The organism is Quadrisphaera setariae (assembly GCF_008041935.1).
GTDB classification, from domain to species: Bacteria; Actinomycetota; Actinomycetes; order Actinomycetales; family Quadrisphaeraceae; genus Quadrisphaera; species Quadrisphaera setariae.
In genome coordinates this window covers 50402-70514 of sequence record NZ_VKAC01000018.1, presented here as the reverse complement: position 1 = coordinate 70514, position 20113 = coordinate 50402, and the positions used below count along the sequence as shown (strand labels likewise).

Below are 20113 nucleotides of genomic sequence, written 5' to 3'. Positions count from 1 at the left end.
CACCCGCGGGGACGCCAACCCCCAGCCCGACCCCTGGCGGATCGCGCTGGGCGGGGCTGACCTGGGTCGAGCGGTGCTGGTGGTGCCGTGGGCCGGCTGGGCGGTGATGGCCGGTCCCGCACCAGTGGTGCTGGTGCTGCTGGGGCTCTTCGCCGCCGCTGAGGGCCTGAGCATGCTGCGCCGACCCGCGTGCACGTGCGCCCCCGCCGACATCACCGCGGTACCTGCGGCTGCTCTGGAGCATCCGCCGGCGCCGGCCGACGGGCCCGGCCCGGCGGTCGCCGCCGCGACCGGCGACGCAGCTGACGTCGTCGTCGTGTCGGTCGTCGTGGTCGCTGACGCGGCGGTCCTGGCCGAGCCCGCCCCCCGAGGGCCCGCCTCCGCGGCAGCCCCCACCGTGCCGTGGCTGCCCGCCCCCCGCCGCCCCCTCGACCAGGAGAGCCGGCCGACCTCGCGGACGTGACTCCGGCCGCGGCCCCGGCGGTCGGTCACCGGCGCTGCGCGCAGGCGCTGACGAGCGCGTCGGTGGCCACCGCCCGGTCCTCGCGCGGCACCCACAGCCGCACGGGCACTGCGGGCGCGCCGTCCGGGGAGAGCTGGAGCTGGGGACCGAAGCCGCGCTTGTCGTCGGCGAGGGCGTGCGCGTCGCACCGGGCGGGGTCGAGCACCACGGCGACGTCGGCGCTCTCGCCCGCCGCCAGCTGCACCGGACCGCCGGGGAGGCGCCAGTGGAACAGCGGCGTGCTCCTGATGCCCTCCAGCGCCGCCGCACCTCCCGGTGCGACCGGCCCGAGGTGCAGCACGCCGGTGGCGCGCAGGTCGGCGCCGGAGCCGGTGGTGGTCCAGGTGGGGTCCCAGCGGGCGGGGACGACGGCGGCCGCGGCGGCGCCCGTGCACGCCTCGGCGTGCGCGCGGGCCAGGTAGCGGTGCGCGTCGGGCAGCGCTGCGGTGGCGGTGGAGCCGTCGCCGAGGGTGAGGACGGCGGTGGCGGGCAGCGGTGGGGCGTCCTCGCCGCTGGGGTCGCGACGCTCCTGCGGCGTGCACGCGGCGGGGGCTCCGAGGACGACGGCGACGTCGACGGCCGAGCCCGCGGCCACCTGCACGCCGGCGGCGGCCGGTCCGGTCGCTGCGGCGGCGGGGAAGGCGTCGCTGCGCAGCTGCAGGCGCTCGACGTCCAGCGGGGCGGCGCCCTCGTCGAGGGCCAGCTCCACCTGGATGCGGCCGAGCTCGACATCGGCGCGCTGCTGCACGAGGTCGGCGCTCAGCCCCGGCACCACCACCTGCGCCGACGAGGCCACCGGTGCCGGGGTGCCGCGCTCGCCGGAGCACCCCGCCAGGAGCGCGACGAGGACGACGACGGCGACGCTGCGCACCTCGACCACCTCCGCAGCAGAGCATGCCTCCGAGGGCGGGTCAGGTCAGGCGGACTTCGTCGTCTTCTTCTTCGTCGGGGCGCCGCGCCCGCGGGTGGTCGAGCGCGCCGGGACGGGCTCGGACCCACCAGACGCGCCGTCACCCCCGCCGCCGTCGGCCGTCTCGCCGCGGCGGGCCTTGGCGCGCTCCACGCTGCGGCGCAGCGCGGCCAGCAGGTCGACCACCTCGCCGTCGCCGTCCTCACCCGCCCCGGAGCCGTCGGAGACCGCGGGGGCGCGCCGCACGTCACCGGAGGCGATCTTCTCCTCGACCAGCGCGCGGACGGCCTCGCGGTAGCCGTCGGCGTACTGGGTGGGGTCGAAGTCGGCGGCGAGGGACTCCACCAGGGAGGCGGCCATCGCCATCTCGGCCGGCTTGAGGGCCACGTCCGCGCCCAGCACCTCGAACTCGGGCTCGCGCACCTCGTCGGGCCACAGCACGGTCTGCAGGCAGATGACGTTCCCGCGCACGCGCAGCACCGCGAGGGTCTCGCGCTGGCGCAGCGCCACCTTGACCACGGCCACGCGCTCCGTGCGCGCCAGCGCCTCGCGCAGCAGCGCGTACGGCTTGGCGGCGGTGCGGTCGGGCTCGAGGTAGTAGGCCTTGTCGTACATCAGCGGGTCGACCTGCGCCTCGGGCACGAACTCGACCACCTCGATCTCGCGACCCGTCGCCAGCGGCAGCGCGGCGAGGTCGGCGTCGGACAGGACCACGAGGTCGCCGTCGTCGGTCTCGTAGCCCTTGGCGATGTCGCCGTAGGCGACGGGCTCGCCGTCGACGCTGCAGGTGCGCTGGTACCTGATGCGCCCGCCGTCGGCGGCGTGCACCTGGTGGAAGGACACGTCCTTGGTGCCCGTGGCGGCGTACACGCGGACGGGCACGTTGACGAGCCCGAACGACACCGCTCCCTTCCAGATGGCGCGCATGCTGGTCAGGGTGCGCGGGCCGACCGAGTGACCGCCACCCCTGCTCACCCATCCGAGTCCACCCCGGGGACGAACTCCAGACATGGCCACCACCTCCTCACCCGCTGCGACGCCGGCGCGCCCTGACCAGCGGCGACGCCGCCTCCTCGGTGGTCGTCCGAGTACCTCCGCGGGCGTCGCCGCGCTGGTGGGCCTGGTCAGCGCGGGGCTGGCGCTCGGCGTCGCCCAGCTGGTCGCGGCGCTCGTGCGGCCGCAGTCCGCCCCGGTGCTGGCGATCGGGTCCGCGTTCATCGACAGGGTGCCGCCGTGGCTCAAGGACACGGCGATCCGGCTCTTCGGCACCCACGACAAGCTCGTGCTGCTCGGCTCGATGGCCGTGGTCATCGCGCTGCTGGCCGCGCTGGCGGGCGTGGCCGAGCGGTGGCGCCGCGGCGCGGGCCTGGTGCTCGTGGTGCTGTTCGGCGTGGTGGCCGTGGGCGCGGCCGTGACGCGCGCCGGCTCGGGTCCGTTCGACGCCGCTCCGTCGGTGCTGGGCTTCGCCGTGGGCGGGGTGGCGCTGCGGCTGCTCGTCGACAGGCTGGTCGCCGCTGACGCAGCGGCCGGGGCGCGCTCGTCGTCGTCCTCGGCTGCCCCGGTGAAGGGCTCCCCGACGCGGCGCTCGGTGCTGGCCGCCACCGCGTGGGTGGCCGCCGGGGCCGCGGCGTTCGCGGCCGCGGGCCGCGCGCTGGGGTCCGCGGCGCGCGACGCGGTGGCCGCGCGGTCGTCGCTGAAGCTGCCGGCTCCCGCCACGCCCGCGAGCGCCGTGCCGGCGGGAGTGTCGAACGGAGTGGCGGGCACCACGCCCTACCTGACGCCCAACGCCGACTTCTACCGCATCGACACCGCCCTCACGGTGCCCTCGATCGACCCGTCGACGTGGTCGCTGCGCGTGCACGGGATGGTGGAGGAGGAGGTCGAGATCTCCTTCGACCAGCTCCTGGCCATGCCCATGACCGAGGAGCGGGTGACGCTGACCTGCGTCTCCAACGAGGTCGGCGGCGGGCTGGCCGGCAACGCCACGTGGCTGGGGGTGCCGATCGCCGGGATCCTCGAGCGGGCGCGGCCGAAGGCCGGCGCCGACATGGTGCTCTCGCGCAGCATCGACGGCTTCAGCGCCTCCACGCCGCTGTCCGCGCTCACCGACACCTCCCGCGGCTCGCTGCTGGCGGTCGGCATGAACGGCGAGCCGCTGCCGCTGGAGCACGGCTTCCCGGTGCGGATGGTGGTCCCCGGCCTGTACGGCTTCGTGTCCGCGACCAAGTGGGTGGTGGACCTGGAGGTCACGCGGTTCGCCGACGCGACGGCGTACTGGACCACCCGCGGCTGGTCGGCCGAGGGGCCCATCAAGACGGCGTCGCGCATCGACGTGCCGAAGGGCTTCGCGAAGGTCTCGCCCGTCGACGGCGGCACCGTCGCGGTGGGCGGGGTGGCGTGGGCGCAGACCCGCGGCATCAGCGCCGTGGAGGTGCAGGTGGACGACGGCCCGTGGCAGCCGGCGACGCTCGCCGCGGAGGACGGCCTGGACACGTGGCGGCAGTGGTCCTACGCCTGGGACGCCGCCGCGGCAGGCTCCGGCCCGCACACGCTGCGGGTCCGCGCGACCGACGGCACGGGTGCGGTGCAGACGGGCGAGCGGGCCGAGCCGGCGCCGGACGGGTCCACGGGCTGGCACTCGGTCTCGGTGACGGTGGCGTGACCACCGGCACCCGGTACCAGTCCGCACGGAGATCCGCTCCGAACCCCTGCTGAGACGACGCCCAGCACCCCGAGGCCCCGGTCTCCCGCACCGCGCGGGAGGCCGGGGCCTCGTTGCGCTGATCAGGCGTTGAACAACTCGTGACCTGATCGTGACCCATCCCTTCCGCACCCGGCTGCGAACCACCCGTGTCAGAGCGAACGAGCCGCCCACCGGTGGCCCGACACGGAGGTACTCCCCATGAAGCGCTCCCTCACCACCGCGTTCTCCCTCTCCGCCAGCGCCTTCCTCGTGCTCGGCCTGGCCGCGTGCGGCGGCAGCTCCACCGACGCCGGCTCCACCTCCGGCGGCGACATGAGCTCCTCCGCCGCGCCGTCCGACTCGATGAGCTCCTCGGCCGCCCCCTCGGACTCGATGAGCTCCGACGCCGCGATGGCATCCGGCCCCGTCGGCCCGGGCTGCGCCGACTACGCCGCGATGGTGCCGAGCGGCGCCGGCTCGGTGTCCGGCATGGCGACCGCGCCCGTGGCCACCGCCGCCAGCAACAACCCGCTGCTCACCACCCTCGTCTCGGCGGTGTCCGGCAAGCTCAACCCGAACGTGAACCTCGTCGACACGCTGAACGGCGGCCAGTTCACCGTCTTCGCGCCCGTCGACGACGCCTTCAAGAAGGTCGACCCGGCCACCATCGAGACGCTCAAGACCGACTCGGCCCTCCTGCAGAAGGTGCTGACCTACCACGTGGTCTCCGGCCAGCTGACCCCCGAGCAGGTCATCGGCATGCAGACCACCGTCGAGGGCCAGAAGGTCGACGTGACCGGCACCCCCGACAACCTCAAGGTCAACGGCGCCCAGGTCATCTGCGGCGGCGTGAAGACCGCCAACGCCACCGTCTACCTCATCGACGGCGTGCTGACCCCGCCCGCCAGCTGACCACCCCGGCCCCTCGCGGCTGACGCCCGGCCCCGCCACCTCCCGCAGGTGGCGGGGCCGTCGTCGTGAGGGGGCAGGCTGGGGGCGTGGACGCGGCGGCGCAGGTGGTGGAGATCGCGGGGCGGCGCGTGAAGCTCACGCACCTCGACCGCGAGCTGTGGCCGGGAGGCCCCGGGCGGCGGGCCACCACCAAGGCGGAGCTGGTCAGCTACGTGCTCGACGTGGCCCCGGCGCTGCTGCCGCAGCTGGCCGGCCGGCCGGTGACGCGGGTGCGGTGGCCGCAGGGGGTGGGCGGTCCGCGCTTCTTCGAGAAGAACGTCCCGTCCGGCACGCCGCGGTGGGTGCGGACGGTGGAGGTGGAGAGCACCGGTCGGGGGCGCTGGGGCGCCCCGTCGGCCCAGGACGACGACGGCGGTCCGGTCACGTTCCCGCTCGTCGACGACGAGGCCGGTCTGGTCTGGCTCGCGAACCTCTCGGCGCTGGAGCTGCACACGCCGCAGTGGCGCCTCGACGCCTCCGGGGGGCGGTCGCTGCCGGACCGGCTCGTCGTCGACCTCGACCCCGGGCCCGGCACGGGTCTGGCGGAGTGCTCCGAGCTGGCGGTGCTGGTGGCGGAGCGGCTCGCCGACGACGGGCTGGTCGCCGTCCCCGTCACCTCCGGCAGCAAGGGGATGCAGCTGTACGCGCCGATCAGCGGCGCGCAGGGCGCGGACGTGGTGTCCGCCTACGCCAAGCGGCTCGCCGACGGGCTCGCGAGGGACCACCCGTGGGTGACCGCGGTGATGGCCAAGGACGTGCGGCGCGGGAAGGTGCTGCTCGACTGGAGCCAGAACGACGGCGCGAAGACCACCATCACGCCGTGGTCGCCGCGGGGGCGGGACCACCCGCAGGCGGCGGTCCCGCGGAGCTGGGACGAGCTGGGCGACGACCTGTTCCAGCTGTCGCTGGCCGAGGCCGCGGAGCGCTTCGCCGCCGACGGCGACCCCCTCGCCGGCGTCCTCACCCCCGGCGCCCCGCCCGGCCCCCGCCTCCCCGAGCGCTGACCGTCCCCGCGGGGTTCAGCGGCCGACGGCGTAGCCCTGGGCGCCGCGGGGGTTGGCCGCCGCGCGGACCCACCCGCCGTCGAGCGCCACCGCCGACAGGCGGCCCAGCGACCACCCGTCCACCACCTGCGCGTCCCACCCGCGCCGGCGCAGCCCCTCGGCGACGCCGGGGCCGAACCTGCCCTCCAGCAGCAGCCGGCCGGGCACCGCCTGCCGCGGCCAGAACGAGCTGGGCGCGGTCTCGGTGTGGAAGGTCGGGGCGTCCACGGCGGCCTGCAGCGCCGTCTCGACCGCCTCCCCCGCCGAGGACCGGGTGGCGCGGGCCCGCTCGGCGGCGTGCACGACGCGCAGCACGAACGGCACCTGCCAGGCGTCCTGCTGGTCTCCGCCGGGGGTGCCCAGGGCCATCCACGGCTCGCCGTCGCGCAGGAGCAGCGTCGGGGAGAGCGTGGTGCGCGGGCGCCGGCCCGGGCGCAGCGTGGAGCCGAGCGTCGAGCCCCAACGGGCGGCCCGCGAGCGGGACCGCGGCGACCCGCCGCCGGTCACGCCAGCGGTGCCCGCGCTGGCGGGCAGCCAGCACATCTGCGCGCGCGTGCCGAGGGCGAACCCCAGCTCGGGGACCACCGGGGAGCTCTGCAGCCACCCCCCGCTGGGGGTGGCGGAGACGAGGTTGCCCCAGCGGTCGGCGACGTCGACGTGGACGGTGTCGCCCCGGCCCAGCTCCTCGCGGCGCCCCAGCTCGTCGGCGGGCGGACGCCGGTCGACGGTGGGCTCGCCGACCGCGGCGCCGCCGTCCGCGGTGTCCACGCGCGGCGGCACGGGCAGCTGCGGCAGCCGCCGGGAGGTCCCGCCGGGCCAGCCCGGCTGCAGCTCGTGGCCGCCAGGTCCAGCACTGCCTGCTCGTGCTCCGATCAGCGCCCGGCGCGAGGCGGTGTAGACCGGGTCGAGGAGGTCAGCGACGGCGGGCACGTCCACGCCGTCCCGCTCGGCGCCGACCGGGTCGCCGTACCAGGCCTCGCGGTCGGCGCTGGCCAGGTCGAAGGCGGCGGCGCACGCGTGGACCCACTCGTCGTCGTCCTCCGAGAGCGGGTCGGGCGACCCGTCAGCGCCGAGCTGCCCGTCGAGCAGCGCGAGGGTCTGCAGCAGCACCGGCCCCTGCCCCCAGGTGCCGGTCTTGGCGACCTGCACCCCGCGGTACTCCCCCAGCGCGGGCTCCTCGACGGTCGGCTCCCACCCCGCGAGGTCGGAGCCGCGCAGCAGCCCGGGGTGCACCGCGCCGGTGGCGTCGCGCCAGCTGGTCGTCGAGAAGAACCTGTCGACGGCGTCGGCCACCTCCCCGCGGTACCAGTGCTCGCGCGCGGCCTCGTACTGGGCGTCCCTGCCGGAGCCAGCGGCCTCCGCGGCGGCCAGCACCCGGTCGTAGGTGTCCGCCAGGGCGCTCAGGCGCAGCCGCGACCAGGCCCGCGGGGCGCGCGCTGCGCCGTCGTCCCCCGTCAGGTAGGTGGCGGCCGAGGTGCTCCAGGCGCCTGGGCCCTCGGTGAACAGCGGCGTCACGGACTCCAGGGTCGCGGCGACGCGCGGCAGCACGGGCGCGCCGTGGCGGGCGTAGCCGATGGCGGGCTCGAGCACGTCGCGCAGCCGCCACGTGCCCCACCGCTGCAGCAGGAGCGTCCACGCCCCGAAGACGCCGGGCACGGTCGCGGGCAGCAGCCCGGAGCCCGGGACGGCGGTCAGGCCGAGGTCGGCGAAGGCCTGCGGGGTCGCGGCGGCCGGCACGGTGCCCTGGCCGCACACCACGTGCGCCCGCCGGTCCTGCGCGGACCAGAGCACCACCGGCATGTCACCGCCGGGACCGTTGAGGTGCGGCTCCACCACCTGCAGCACGAACCCGGCGGCCGCGGCGGCGTCGAAGGCGTTGCCGCCGCGCTCCAGCACCCCCATGCCGGTCTGGCTGGCGAGCCAGTGCGTGGACGCGACGGCGCCGAAGGTGCCGGTGATCTCAGGACGAGTGGTGGTGAGGGGCACGCCACCACTCTCACCCACCCCGCGTGGCGTCGCTCAGGCGGCGTCGAGCTCCGGCAGGTACCCGCCCCACAGGGGGCTGCGGTGCTCGCTGCCGCGCAGCAGCCACGCCGCACCGTGCGGGGCGCGCAGGCGCACGCGCAGCTGCCAGCCCATCTCCTCCGGCGTCCGGTCGCCCTTGACGCCGTTGCACCGCAGGCAGCACGCCACGAGGTTCTCCCACGTGTCGCGGCCGCCGCGGCTGCGCGGCAGCACGTGGTCGACGGTGGACGCCGGGCGGTTGCAGTACCCGCAGCGGTGGCCGTCGCGGCGCAGCACCCCGCGGCGCGACACGGGCACGGCGCGCCCGAACGGCACGCGCACGTACCGGTTGAGCACGATGACGGCGGGCCGGGGCAGGGTCGCCCGCGTCGAGGCGACGGGCACCTCGTCGGCGACGACGACGTTCGCCTTGCCGGCCAGCACCAGCACCAGCGCCCGCCGCAGCGGGACGACCGCCAGCGGCTCGTAGCCGGCGTTCAGCACCAGGGTCCTCACGGTGCCACCCCCTCGTCGTGGTTCGTCAGCGGCCTCGTCGTGCGGGTCGTGCAGGTCGGGGAGGTCGGGAGCGCGCCGGCGCGTCATCGGAACGGCTCCGCGCCGGGGCGACGGGGAGGCCCTGGAACGGCGACAGGCGCCGTCCCGCGAGGGACGGCGCCTGTCGTTGTCAGGGCGGAGCGGCTGGCCGGGCTGCTGGCGCGGCGCGCGCTGCTGCGCGCGGCACTGCACCTGGCGCTGCTGCTGGCACTCAGCTCGGGCAGCGGCCTGCTGTGGTGGTGCTGGCTGGGATGGTGGATGCGCTGCCTGCAGGCGAGACCGCACCCCGGGCCGCTGGCGGGCCGGCCGGCCGGCGCGCGCTCCGCGCCGCTCCGCGCAGGAGCGCCCGGGACGCTCAGCCCTGCGAGCGCCCCGCCCAGCGGATGTGGCGGTACCACGGGGGAACTGTACGTCGCGCCGGGTCGTGCCAGCCCGCGCTTCACCCGTTGTTCTCGTCACGGCCCGGTCACGGCCGGACCGCGACGGGCGGGTGGGGCGACGGACGGGTCAGGCGACGCGGGTGAAGACGATCGACGAGGACCAGATGTCGTGCACGTCGATGGTCTTGCCGGTGCGCGGCGAGTCGATCATCTTGCCGCCGCCCAGGTAGATCCCGTTGTGGTAGACGCCGCCCTTGCCGGTGAAGGAGACGATGTCGCCGGGCTTGGCGTCGGACGCGGACACGCGGGTGCCGGAGCTCGCCTGCTGCGCCGCGGTGCGGGGCAGCTCCTTGCCCACCTGGGCGTAGACGTAGCGGACGAAGCCCGAGCAGTCGAAGCCGGCGGGCGTGGTGCCGCCGAAGCGGTACTTGATGCCCGTGTAGCGCTTGGCGATGTCGATGACCGACGCCCCGCCGGCGTTCGCGGTCGGAGCGGGGGCCGCCGAGCCGTCGTCGGTGGGCTCCGGGGGCCCGGAGTCGACGTTGGGGTCGTCGGAGCTGGAGTCGGTGCTGGCCACGCGGCTGGCGTCGCGGGCCTCCTTGGCGGCCTGGAACCTGTCCGCGGCGCGGGAGGCGCGCTCGGCGACGGCGGCGCGCTCACCGGCGGTGACCTGCGCGTCGTGCTGGAACTGGCCGGCGTCGACGGTGGTGAGGGAGGTCAGCGCGAAGCTCACCTGGGCCGTGGAGGAGGCCTTCACCGCGGAGGAGCCGGCGACGGCGCCGGCGCTCTGGGTGGCGGGCGATGCGTCAGGGGCGGTGTCGCCGGGCGCGGCGATGGCCGGCATGCCCATGGTGACGAGGAGGCCGCCGCTGACGGCGATGACGGCGGAGCGACGACCGACGGTGGTCGCGTTGGTGGCGACCGCGTCGCCGATGACGGTGAGCGGCGTGCGGGTGCGCACGGGACGGCGGTGACGCGCTGCGGTCCGGCTGCTCGCGGACATCTCGACCACTCGGCCTCTCCGTCGCCTGCGGGGTGAGCTGTCGGGTTCGGGCGAGAGGTCGTCGCCCGGCGCGCACCGCCCGGGGTCACCGGGCCGGGTGCGCGCTGCACCCCGAGGAGCTCCGCCCGGGAGCCCCGTGGAACGTGGGTCCCCCGCCCCTGCCAGCGGTGTCCGCCTGACCGCGCCCGGTGGCAGGGCTCAGCGCCCGGTGCGGACCTCGTGAGGTGTCTCTCGAGGCAGGACTGACAGTAGTGACGCGTGACTCTGCGTCGTGGGAACTCGAGATCGTGTCCAAACGTGACCTGGGTCACACTGCGGAGCGCAGGTCCGTCGTCGTCCCGGTCGAGCGGTTCGACGCCACTGGGGCGCTCCACCCCCGTCCTGACACGGCACAGGGCGCCCCCGTGCCAACAGGCACGGGGGCGACGCGGCCCGCCGGAGCGGGCAGCGGTCAGCTGGCGGCGGTCACGAAGACGTGCACGGCCACGTCGTCGGGGAGCACCTCTCCAGGGTCGCCGACGAGCACGCCGCCGGGCACGCGCTGCACGCGCACGGTGCTGCCCGGGCGCAGGCCCAGGGCCGACAGGCGGTGCATGGCGCCGGTGTCGGCCTGGGCGGGCTCGCCCACCCGGCGCACCTGCACCTCCGACGCCGCGGCGCTGGCGCCGGAGACCAGCGTCTGCAGCCCCTCGAGGCTGTCCGGCACGTCCACCCCGCCGATCTCGGCGAGACCGGGGATGGGGTTGCCGTACGGGTCCTCCTGCGGGGCGTGCAGCAGGTCGAGCAGGCGGCGCTCGACGCGCTCGCTCATGACGTGCTCCCAGCGGCAGGCCTCGTCGTGGACGTACTCCCACTCCAGGCCGATGACGTCGATGAGCAGGCGCTCGGCCAGGCGGTGCTTGCGCATCACCTGCGTGGCGCGCTCACGGCCCAGCGCGGTGAACTCCAGGTGCCGGTCACCGCTGACCACCACGAGCCCGTCGCGCTCCATCCGGGCCACCGTCTGGGAGACGGTGGGGCCGCTCTGCTGGAGGCGCTGGGCGATCCGCGCGCGCAGCGGGACGGTGCCCTCCTCCTCCAGCTCGAAGATGGTCTTGAGGTACATCTCGGTGGTGTCGATGAGGTCGCTCACGCCGCCCACCCCTTCCGTGCCGGTCCTGCGACCAGCCTAGTTGCCGGTGATCGAGCGCCGTTCGGGGCCGGTGTACCGCGACAGGGGCCGGATCAGCGCGTTCGCCTCCACCTGCTCGCGCACGTGCGCGGTCCAGCCGAGCACGCGGGCCATGACGAACAGCGGCGTGAACACCTCGGTGTCGAAGCCCATGAGCGCGTACGCGGGTCCGCTGGGGTAGTCGAGGTTCGGGCGGATGCCGGTGGCGTCGGTCATCGCCCGCTCGATCGCGTCGTACAGCTCGGCGAGGTCGCGGCGGCCCTCCCGCTCGACCATCACGTCGAGCGCGGCCTTCATCGTGGGCACGCGCGAGTCGCCGGTCTTGTAGACGCGGTGGCCGAAGCCCATGACCTTGCGCTTCTCGGCCCGCGCCTGCGCGACCCACTCGGCGGCCCGGTCGGCGGTGCCGACCTCGGCGAGCACGCCCATGACGGCCTCGTTGGCGCCGCCGTGCAGGGGGCCCTTGAGCGCGCCGACGGCCGCGGTGATGGCGGAGTGGTAGTCGGCGAGCGTCGAGGTCACCACCCTCGCGGTGAACGTGGAGGCGTTGAAGGAGTGCTCGGCGTACAGCACCATCGACACCTCGAAGGCGCGCACGACCTCCGGCGCCGCCTCCTCCCCGAAGGTCGCGGCGAGGAACGCCGCGCTCCAGCCGAGGTCGGTGCGCAGCGGCAGCGGCTCCAGGCCGCGCCGGCGCCGCTGGACCCTGGCGACCACCGCGGGCAGCTGCGCGAACAGCTGCAGGGCGCGGGCGAGGTCGTCCTCGCGGGTGCGCTCCGCCGGCGCGAGCGTCGGCCAGGTGGAGCCGATGGCGCTGACGGCGGTGCGCACGAGGTCCATCGGGTGCGCGTCCGCCGGGAGGGCGTCGAGGACGGCGACGACGGCGTCGGGCAGCGCCCGCTGCGCCCGCTCGGCGCGCTCGAAGGCCACCAGCTGGTCCGTGGTGGGCAGCTCGCCGTACCAGAGCAGGTGCGCCACCTCCTCGACCGTGCAGCGCGCGGCGAGGTCCTGGACGGGGTAGCCGCGGTAGAGCAGCTCCGACGGTCCGGTGGCGGGTGCCGTCACCGAGGACACCTCGGTGGTGTCGACGACGACGCCGGCCAGTCCCCGCTTGATCTCCTGCTCGCTCACGCCTGCACGCCCCTCGTCCCGTCCGGCACCTCGAAGGTGAACACGTCGGCGTCGAAGTCCGAGTAGCCGGCGTAGTCGATGAGCTCGTACAGCCGCGCGCGCGTCAGCATCGACGGCACCTCCCCCTCGAGGGTCCCGGTGGTCGCGAGCGCGTCCAGCGCGCGCTCGACGGCACCCATCGCCGTCCGCAGCAGGCTGACGGGGTGCAGCGCGATCCGCACGCCGACCTCGGCCAGCTGGGCGTGCGTGAACAGCGGCGCCTTGCCGAACTCGGTGAGGTTGGCCAGGACGGGCACGTCCACCGCGGCGACCACGCGCTCGTAGTCGGCCAGGGTCAGCATCGCCTCGGGGAAGACGGCGTCGGCGCCGGCGTCCACGTAGGCCTTGAGCCGCTCGACGGCGGCGTCCAGGCCCTCCACGGCGCGGGCGTCGCTGCGCGCCATGACCAGCAGGTCCGGGTCGCGCCGGGCGCGCACGGCGGCGGCGATGCGCTGGGCGGCGGTGGCGGTGTCCACCACCTGCTTGCCGTCCAGGTGCCCGCAGCGCTTGGGGTTGACCTGGTCCTCCAGGTGCAGCCCGGCGACCCCGGCGTCCTCCATCACCTGCACCGTGCGGGCGACGTTCATGGGCTCCCCGAAGCCGGTGTCGGCGTCGACGAGCACCGGCAGGTCGGTGGTGCGGGCCACCTGGGCGGCGCGCTGGGCCACCTCGGTGAGCGTGGTGAGGCCGATGTCGGGCAGGCCCAGCTCGGCGGACACGACGGCCCCGGAGACGTAGACGCCCTCGAAGCCCCCGCCCGCCACGAGGGAGGTCGACAGCGGCGTGAACGCCCCGACGAACCGCTGCAGGTCCCCGGACGCCAACGCGCTCCGCAGGGCCTGGCGCTTCTGCGACGCGGTCTTCGCGGCGTGGAGCATCAGAACAGCCCTCCCGCCGGCGTGGAGACGCGAGCCCGCACCGTGAGCTGCGACAGCTCGCCGGGCTCGAGCTCGGGCAGGCGCTGGGCGACGTCGAGGAAGCGCTCCACCTCGTCGTCGTCGAGCACGCCCTCGGCGAGCGTCCTGAACTTGGCCACGTAGTCGGCGCGGGCGAACGGCCGCGCGCCGGCGGGGTGGGCGTCGGCGACGGCGATCTCCTCCACCACCCGGCTGCCGTCGGCCAGCTCGGCCTCCAGGCGGCCCCCGAACGCCCTCTTCATGGGGTCCGGGTCGTGGTAGCGGCGGGTCCACTCCGGGTCCTCCACCGTGGTGGTCTTCTGCCACAGGGCGACCGTGTCCGGGCGGCCGGCGCGCTCGGGGGTGTAGCTGCGCTCGTGGTGCCAGCCGCCGTCCTGCAGGGCCACCGCCACGATGTACGGGATGGAGTGGTCGAGGGTCTCCCGCGAGGCCGTCGGGTCGTACTTCTGGGGGTCGTTCGCGCCGGACCCGATGACGTGGTGGGTGTGGTGGCTCGTGTGCAGCACGATCGAGCGCACCTGTGACGGGTCGCGCAGCGCCGGCTGCTGCTCGCCGAGGCGGCGGGCCAGGTCGATCCACGCCTGCGCCTGGTACTCCGCGGAGTGCTCCTTGGTGTAGCTGTCGAGGATCCCCCGCCGCTGCTCCCCGGCCTCGGGCAGCGGCACCTCGTAGACGTGGCCGAACCCGGAGAGCAGGCGCGCGATGACGCCGTCCTGGCCCTCGTAGATGGGCGTGGGGCTGGTCTGCCCGCGCATCGCCCGGTCGACGGCCTCCACGGCGGCCTTGCCGGCGAAGGCCGGCGCGTGCGCCTTCCACGTGCTGATCTCGCCCTTGCGCGACTGCCGCGTGGCGGTGGTGGTGTGCAGCGCCTGGCCGATGGCGTGGAAGACCTGCTCGGTGGGCAGCCGCAGCAGCGTGCCCAGGCCCGCGGCGGCCGAGGGACCGAGGTGGGCGACGTGGTCGATCTTGTGCTCGTGCAGGCAGATGCCGCGCACGAGGTCGATCTGCACCTCGTATGCGGTGACCAGGGCCCGCACCACGTCGGCGCCGGTGGCGCCGCCGTGGGGGCCCCGGCTGGCCGCCACGTGCTGGGCGACGGCGACGACGGGCGGGATGTTGTCACCGGGGTGGGAGTAGTCGGCGGCGAGGAAGGTGTCGTGGAAGTCGAGCTCGCGCACCGCCACGCCGTTGGCCCACGCCGCCCACTCCGGGCCGTAGCGACCGGGCGCGCCGTGGACCGTGGAGCCCGTGCCCTGGCTGGGCGCGGCGCCGGACGCCGGGTGGGCCATCGCCTGCGCGCGGGCGGCGACGACGGGCGCGCGGCCCAGCGACGCCGTGGCGACGGCCGCGTCGTCGATGACGCGGTTGACGACCATGTCGACGACAGCCGAGTCGATGTCGTCCACGTCCGCGAACGCGGTGGTGTCCGCGGCGAGCTGGGCCAGCTTCCAGGCCAGCTGCTCCTCGCGGGGCAGGTTCTCGTCGCTGCGGTGGGCTCGGACCTGGTGCACCTTCACGCCTCCGATCCTGGACCGCGCGGCCCCGCTGATCCAGCCCGCCCCCGCTGCGGTGGCCGACGCCACCCCCGCCTGACACGCTCGCCCGGTGGTGCTGCGATGACCTCGACCGTGCTCTGGCTGCGCCGCGACCTGCGCCTGCGCGACCACCCGGCCCTGCTCGCCGCGGCCGAGGAGGCCGGCGGCTCCGGCGTCCTGCCGCTGTTCGTGCTCGACCCGGCCCTCCTGGGCCCGGCGGGCCCCACCCGCACCGCGTGGCTGTTCCGGTCGCTGCGGGCGTGGTCGGCCAGCGCCGACGGCGCGCTCGTCGTCCGCTCCGGCGAGCCCGAGGACGTCGTGCGCCAGGTGGCCCGCGAGGTGGGCGCCGAGCACGTCCACGTGACCGCTGACGCCGGCCCCTACGGACGCGCTCGCGACGAGCGCGTCGAGGCCGCCCTGTCCGGCGACGGCGTGGGGCTGGTCCGCACGGGGACGCCCTACGCCATCGGCCCGGGCACGGTGGTGAAGGGGGACGGCACGCCCTTCCAGGTGTTCACCCCGTTCTCGAAGGCGTGGACGGCCCACGGGCACCCGGAGCCGGCCACCTCTCCCCCCGCTGACCTGCGCTGGGTGCGCCGCGTCGACGGCGAAGGAGTTCCGGACGACCCCGAGGAGTTCACGCGAGCTGACCTGCGGCTCCCCGACGTCGGCGAGGAAGCCGCGCTGCACCGCTGGGAGGCGTTCCAGGACCGTCTGGACGACTACGACACCGACCGCGAACGCCCCGACCGCGACGGCACCTCCCAGCTGTCCGCGCACCTGAAGTACGGGGAGGTGCACCCGCGCACGCTGCTCGCAGACCTCGCCGCGAGCCGGCACAGCGGGACGAAGGGCGGGCAGACCTTCCGCACCGAGCTCATCTGGCGGGAGTTCTACGCCGACGTCCTGTGGCACCGGCCCGACTCCGCCCGGGAGTACTACCGGCCGCAGCTGGCGGGCATGCGCTTCGACGACCCCGCCCGCGGGGACGGGAAGGCGCACCTGGAGGCGTGGCAGGCCGGGCGCACCGGCTACCCCTTCGTCGACGCCGGCATGCGGCAGCTGCTCACCGAGGGCTGGGTGCACAACCGGGTGCGGATGGTGGTGGCCAGCTTCCTCGTCAAGGACCTCCACCTCGAGTGGCAGCTCGGCGCACGGCACTTCATGCGCTGGCTGCGCGACGGCGACCTGTCGAGCAACAACCACGGCTGGCAGTGGACGGCGGGCTCGGGCACCGACGCGGCGCCCTTCTTCCGGGTGTTCAACCCCGTCAGCCAGGGCGAGAAGTTCGACCCCAGCGGCGACTACGTGCGCCGCTACGTGCCCGAGCTGCGCCACCTGCCCGGGAAGGCCGCGCACTCCCCGTGGGACTACGCCGGCGGCTACGACCACGGCTACCCTCAGCGCATCGTCGACCACAAGGCCGAGCGCGAGGAAGCGCTGGCGCGGTACGCCGCGGTCCGCTCGTGACCCGACCCCGTCCCCACCCCGAGGAACCATGACCGCAGACCCCACCGGCACCGCCACGACGAGCGTCGCGCTCGCCGTGGTCGTGGACCGCAGCGGCAGCATGCACAGCATCGCCGAGGACGCCGAGGGCGGCGTCAACGCGTTCGTCGCCGAGCAGCGCGCGCAGCCGGGCGGTGGCCGGCTCCTGCTGACGCAGTTCGACGACGCCTTCGACGTCGTCGTCGACTGGGTGCCGCTCGACGAGGCGCCGGAGTACTCCCTGGCGCCGCGGGGCCGCACCGCGCTGCTGGACGCGTGGGGACGCACCGTGGTGCTGCTGGAGGAGCGGCTCGAGACCACCCCCGTGGGCGAGCGCCCGGAGCGCGTCGTCGTGGTGGTGGTCACCGACGGGCTGGAGAACGCCTCGGTCGACTGGACCCGCAAGGGGGTGGAGGAGCTCACGAACCGCAAGCAGGAGCGCGACGGCTGGCAGTTCGTGTTCCTGGCCGCCGGCCAGGACGCCATCGCCACCGCCTCCGCCCTCGGCGTCCCGGCGGGGGCCTCCCTCACCTACGACGCCGACGGCCGGGGCACGCGCGCCGCCTACGCGGCGGCCAGCCGGTGGGTCAGCGCCGCGCGGGCCGGTGCGCCCGGAGCCGCACCGCGGTTCACCGAGGAGGACCGCTCGTCGACGACGCGCTGAGCAGCTGCTCCAGCCCCTCCTCGATGCCGCGCAGGTCGGTGAGCAGCTCCTCCAGCACGTCCTCGGGCAGCGGACGCACCCGGGCGAGCTCCTCGCGCACGGGGCGCAGCAGGGGCGCGTACTTGGCGGCCAGGCGGCGCACCTGCTCGGGGTGCTCGCCCGCGTGGTGGTGCAGCGAGCCGGCGTTGTCGTAGAGGTCGCTGGTCTTGACCAGCAGCGCGGCCGCGTCGCCCCGCACGGCCTCCAGCACGTGGTCGCGGTAGGCGCGCCGGCGCGCCTCGGGGTCCTCGGGCCGGGGGCCGGGCGGGTTGCTCACCGCCTCGACCACGGCCGCCACGCGCGCCCCGAAGGCCGGCGCGACGACGTCGCGCAGCGCGCTCGCCGCGGCCTGCGCGGCGCCGCCCTCGTCGTCGTCGGCGGGGACCGGCAGGCCCACCAGGTCCAGCAGGTCCGGGGCGGCGTCCTCGACGACGTCGTGCAGCACCGCCGCCACCAGCACGTCGACGTCGCGCACCCCCCAGCGGTGCAGCCTCAGCGCCCCGCGCAGGGGGTGGGTGATGTAGCTGTCGCGCGGGAGGGGGCCGCGGCGGGCGCGGGTGGCGTCGCGGTGGGCGTAGGCGGCCAGCTCCACCGCCCTCCTGACCGCTCCCGAGGCGTCGAGCGGCTCGGCGGCGCGCAGCAGCGCCGCGGCGAGCAGGGCGCCCTCCATCTCCTTGAGCGGCAGCTCGGCCAGCGCGCTCCCGAGGCGGGCGTCGAGGTCCGTCACCCCTCGCAGGCTAGGGGACGGGATCGCGGGCGTCGTAGCGCAGGAAGCCCCGCTGCCACGCCATGAGGACGACGACGGCGAGCACGCACGCCACGCCGCCGACCACCGCCGCCAGCGCCTCACCGAGGGCGTCGGCGTCTGCGCCGGCCACGAGGTCGCCCAGGCGGGGGCCACCGGCCACCACCACGATGAAGACGCCCTGCAGGCGCCCGCGGGCCCAGTCGGGCGCGGCCGACTGCAGCACCGTCTGGCGGAACACCGAGCTGACGGCGTCGGCGGCGCCGGCAGCGGCGAGGGCGGCGCACGCCCCCCACAGGTGCCACGAGGTCCACGGCACGGCCGTGGTGGTGACGGTGCCCTCCGCCGCGTGCGACGGCGCGGCGAGCAGCAGCACCAGGCCGAACGCCACGATCGCGGCTCCCCAGGCCGCCACCGACACCGCGATGGCGACCCCGTGGCGGTGGACGCGGCCCAGCGGCCCGGACACGAGGCTCGCGAGGACGGACCCGACGGCCACGGACGAGGCGAGCACGCCCGCCGTCGTCGCCCCTCCCCCGATGAGCACCGCGCCCACGGCGGGGAACAGGGCGCGCGGCTGGCTGAGCACCATGGCGCAGATGTCCAGCAGGAACGTCGTGCGGACGTTGCGCCACCCCTTGAGCAGGCGCAGACCCTCCAGCACGCTGGCCAGGCCGGCCTTCCGGGCCCCGCCGGCCGGGGGCAGCGGCGGGAGGCTGAGCACGGTCGCCAGGGCCACGAGGAGGGTGACCACGTCGATCGTGTAGGCGGGCCCGAAGCCGACCGTTCCCACCAGCAGGCCGCCGACCAGCGGTCCGACCGTGACGCCGAGGTTCATCGACAGGGTGCCGAGCGCGTTGGCTGCGGGCAGCTGCTCGGCGGGCACGAGCATGGGGATGATCGCGGTGCGCGCGGGCGAGTTGACCGCGAAGGCGGCGCTCTGCAGGGCCACCAGCCCGAGCAGCAGCGCCACGGAGCCGACGTCGAGCCACGCCTGGGCGGCGATGAGCACCGAGGCGACGAGCAGCCCCACCGAGGAGAGCACCACGACGCGGCGGCGGTCGTGAGCGTCGACCAGGGCGCCGCCGTACAGGCCGAGCACCACGAGCGGCACGAAGGAGACCAGGCCGACGAGGCCGACGGCGAAGGACGAGCCGGTGAGGTCGTAGACCTGCAGCGCGACGGCGGTGACGCCGAGCTGGCTGCCGACCCCGGCGAGGGTGAGGCCGGTCCACAGGCGCCGGTACTCCGGGGAGGAGCGCAGCGGGGCCGTGTCGAGGAGCAGGGCGGGCATCGGGGTCCATGGTGCCCCAGGCACCCGTCAGGTGCCGGGCGTGGAAGAGCCCGCGGGCTCCCCTCCGACCTGGAGGGGGCGTCGCGCTGGACGAAGGCGCGACTCCCGCGGGCTCCGGTGACTGCCTGGGACTAGCAGGCCGTCCGGGTGGCTCACGCTGCCTGACGGCTAGCGGGCAGTCACCTCACGCGTCCGAAGAACAACCACTTCTCGGATCACCTCCTCTCCCGTGTGCCTCCACGCTACGTCCGGCCCGGCGGGGCGTCGAGGGTTTTTTCCGAGCGGTTCTGCGGCTGCCACGATGGCCGTGTGAGCGACGCCGCCCCCACCCCCCTGCCCGGCCTCCCCGAGGACTTCGACCGGGTGCTGTGCGTGGTGGCGCACCCCGACGACGTCGAGTACGGCACCGCGGCGGCCGTGGCCCGCTGGACGGCGGCGGGCAAGCAGGTCGTCTACGCGATGGCGACCTCCGGCGAGGCGGGCATCGACACGGTGGCCCCCGCCAAGGCGGGTCCGCTGCGCGAGGCCGAGGAGCTGGCCAGCGCCGGCGCCGTGGGCGTGCGGGAGGTGGAGTTCTTCCGCCACCGCGACGGCCGCCTCACCGAGAGCCTCGAGCTCCGCAGCGACATCGCCCGCGCGATCCGCCAGCACCGCCCGCACCTCGTCGTCACGATCAACCACCACGACACGTGGGGGCCGGGCACGTGGAACTCCGCCGACCACCGCGCGCTGGGCCGCACGGTGCTCGACGGCGTGGCCGACGCCGCCAACCGCTGGATCTTCCCCGAGCTCGGCCACGAGGGCTTCGCGCCGTGGAAGGGCGTGCGCCGCGTCGTCGTCGCGAACAGCACCTCCCCCACCCACGTCGTCGACATCACCGACACCGTGGAGGCCGGCGTCGCGGCGCTGGCGCTGCACGAGGAGTACTTCCGCGCGCTCGACCCGGACGTCCCGGTGCGCCGGCAGGCCGAGAAGGTCTACGAGCAGGTGGTCCGCCGCGACCAGCCGGGCTGGGAGGGCCGCTCCGTGCTCGCCGTGGAGCTCGCCCTCACCCTGTGA

The 20113-nt window shown here is 75.7% G+C and carries 17 protein-coding genes and 1 pseudogene; 7 read left to right on the top strand and 11 right to left on the bottom strand.

The window, feature by feature from the left end; genetic code table 11:
• Positions 1-463: pseudogene (locus FMM08_RS23235) on the top strand (hypothetical protein); the annotation flags it as partial.
• A gap of 25 nt (positions 464-488) precedes the next feature.
• Here FMM08_RS23235 and FMM08_RS21655 read toward each other — a convergent pair.
• Positions 489-1373 (bottom strand): hypothetical protein, encoded by an 885-nt coding sequence (locus FMM08_RS21655; RefSeq protein WP_147928427.1) that lies wholly within the window; start codon positions 1371-1373, stop codon positions 489-491.
• A gap of 45 nt (positions 1374-1418) precedes the next feature.
• Positions 1419-2339, bottom strand: coding sequence for a non-homologous end joining protein Ku (gene ku, locus FMM08_RS21650; protein ID WP_147928426.1), 921 nt, complete (start codon positions 2337-2339; stop codon positions 1419-1421).
• An 82-nt stretch (positions 2340-2421) separates the two neighbouring features.
• Here ku and FMM08_RS21645 point away from each other — a divergent pair, with 82 nt between their 5' ends.
• The 3 genes from FMM08_RS21645 (at position 2422) to ligD (ending at position 6050) form a co-directional block, all read left to right on the top strand.
• A complete protein-coding gene (locus FMM08_RS21645; RefSeq protein WP_147928425.1) occupies positions 2422-4074 on the top strand; it encodes a molybdopterin-dependent oxidoreductase in 1653 nt (550 codons plus the stop codon).
• 240 nt (positions 4075-4314) lie between these two features.
• Positions 4315-5007 carry a fasciclin domain-containing protein gene (locus tag FMM08_RS21640; RefSeq protein ID WP_147928424.1) on the top strand — a complete coding sequence of 231 codons (693 nt, stop codon included), beginning with the start codon at positions 4315-4317 and terminating at the stop codon, positions 5005-5007.
• An 86-nt stretch (positions 5008-5093) separates the two neighbouring features.
• The gene (ligD, locus tag FMM08_RS21635; protein WP_147928423.1) at positions 5094-6050 is read left to right on the top strand and encodes a non-homologous end-joining DNA ligase; all 957 of its coding nucleotides are present in this window, start codon (positions 5094-5096) and stop codon (positions 6048-6050) included.
• A gap of 15 nt (positions 6051-6065) precedes the next feature.
• On the opposite strand, the gene FMM08_RS21630 is transcribed toward ligD, so the two are convergent.
• The 7 genes from FMM08_RS21630 to FMM08_RS21600 all read right to left on the bottom strand — a co-directional run bounded on the left by FMM08_RS21630 (position 6066) and on the right by FMM08_RS21600 (position 14806).
• A complete protein-coding gene (locus FMM08_RS21630; protein ID WP_255472681.1) occupies positions 6066-8075 on the bottom strand; it encodes a gamma-glutamyltransferase family protein in 2010 nt (669 codons plus the stop codon).
• Positions 8076-8108: 33 nt separating this feature from the next.
• Complete coding sequence (locus FMM08_RS21625) at positions 8109-8609, bottom strand: HNH endonuclease (RefSeq protein WP_147928433.1); 501 nt, start codon at positions 8607-8609, stop codon at positions 8109-8111.
• A gap of 546 nt (positions 8610-9155) precedes the next feature.
• A complete protein-coding gene (locus FMM08_RS21620) occupies positions 9156-9989 on the bottom strand; it encodes a C40 family peptidase (protein WP_222711064.1) in 834 nt (277 codons plus the stop codon).
• Positions 9990-10482: 493 nt separating this feature from the next.
• Positions 10483-11163 (bottom strand): iron-dependent transcriptional repressor DtxR, encoded by a 681-nt coding sequence (locus FMM08_RS21615; RefSeq protein ID WP_147928421.1) that lies wholly within the window; start codon positions 11161-11163, stop codon positions 10483-10485.
• 36 nt (positions 11164-11199) lie between these two features.
• Entirely contained in the window at positions 11200-12333 is a 1134-nt protein-coding gene (locus tag FMM08_RS21610) for a bifunctional 2-methylcitrate synthase/citrate synthase (protein ID WP_147928420.1), read from the bottom strand.
• Entirely contained in the window at positions 12330-13250 is a 921-nt protein-coding gene (prpB, locus tag FMM08_RS21605) for a methylisocitrate lyase (RefSeq protein ID WP_147928419.1), read from the bottom strand. The genes FMM08_RS21610 and prpB overlap by 4 nt, the downstream gene beginning before the upstream one ends.
• Positions 13250-14806, bottom strand: a complete 1557-nt coding sequence (locus tag FMM08_RS21600) for an MmgE/PrpD family protein (protein WP_147928418.1) — start codon at positions 14804-14806, stop codon at positions 13250-13252. The genes prpB and FMM08_RS21600 overlap by 1 nt, the downstream gene beginning before the upstream one ends.
• A gap of 99 nt (positions 14807-14905) precedes the next feature.
• On the opposite strand from FMM08_RS21600, the gene FMM08_RS21595 reads away from it, so the two are divergent.
• Positions 14906-16294: a cryptochrome/photolyase family protein gene (locus tag FMM08_RS21595; protein WP_147928417.1), complete on the top strand. Its 1389-nt coding sequence runs from the start codon at positions 14906-14908 to the stop codon at positions 16292-16294.
• Positions 16295-16322: 28 nt separating this feature from the next.
• Positions 16323-16976 (top strand): VWA domain-containing protein, encoded by a 654-nt coding sequence (locus tag FMM08_RS21590; RefSeq protein ID WP_147928416.1) that lies wholly within the window; start codon positions 16323-16325, stop codon positions 16974-16976.
• Here the strand turns inward: FMM08_RS21590 and FMM08_RS21585 are convergent.
• Both FMM08_RS21585 and FMM08_RS21580 read right to left on the bottom strand, forming a co-directional pair.
• A complete protein-coding gene (locus tag FMM08_RS21585; RefSeq protein ID WP_147928415.1) occupies positions 16942-17742 on the bottom strand; it encodes an HD domain-containing protein in 801 nt (266 codons plus the stop codon). The genes FMM08_RS21590 and FMM08_RS21585 overlap by 35 nt on opposite strands.
• Before the next feature lie 10 nt (positions 17743-17752).
• On the bottom strand, positions 17753-19054 hold the full coding sequence (locus tag FMM08_RS21580; RefSeq protein WP_147928414.1) for an MFS transporter: 1302 nt from the start codon (positions 19052-19054) through the stop codon (positions 17753-17755).
• Between the two features lie 333 nt (positions 19055-19387).
• Here FMM08_RS21580 and FMM08_RS21575 point away from each other — a divergent pair, with 333 nt between their 5' ends.
• Entirely contained in the window at positions 19388-20113 is a 726-nt protein-coding gene (locus FMM08_RS21575; protein WP_147928432.1) for a PIG-L deacetylase family protein, read from the top strand.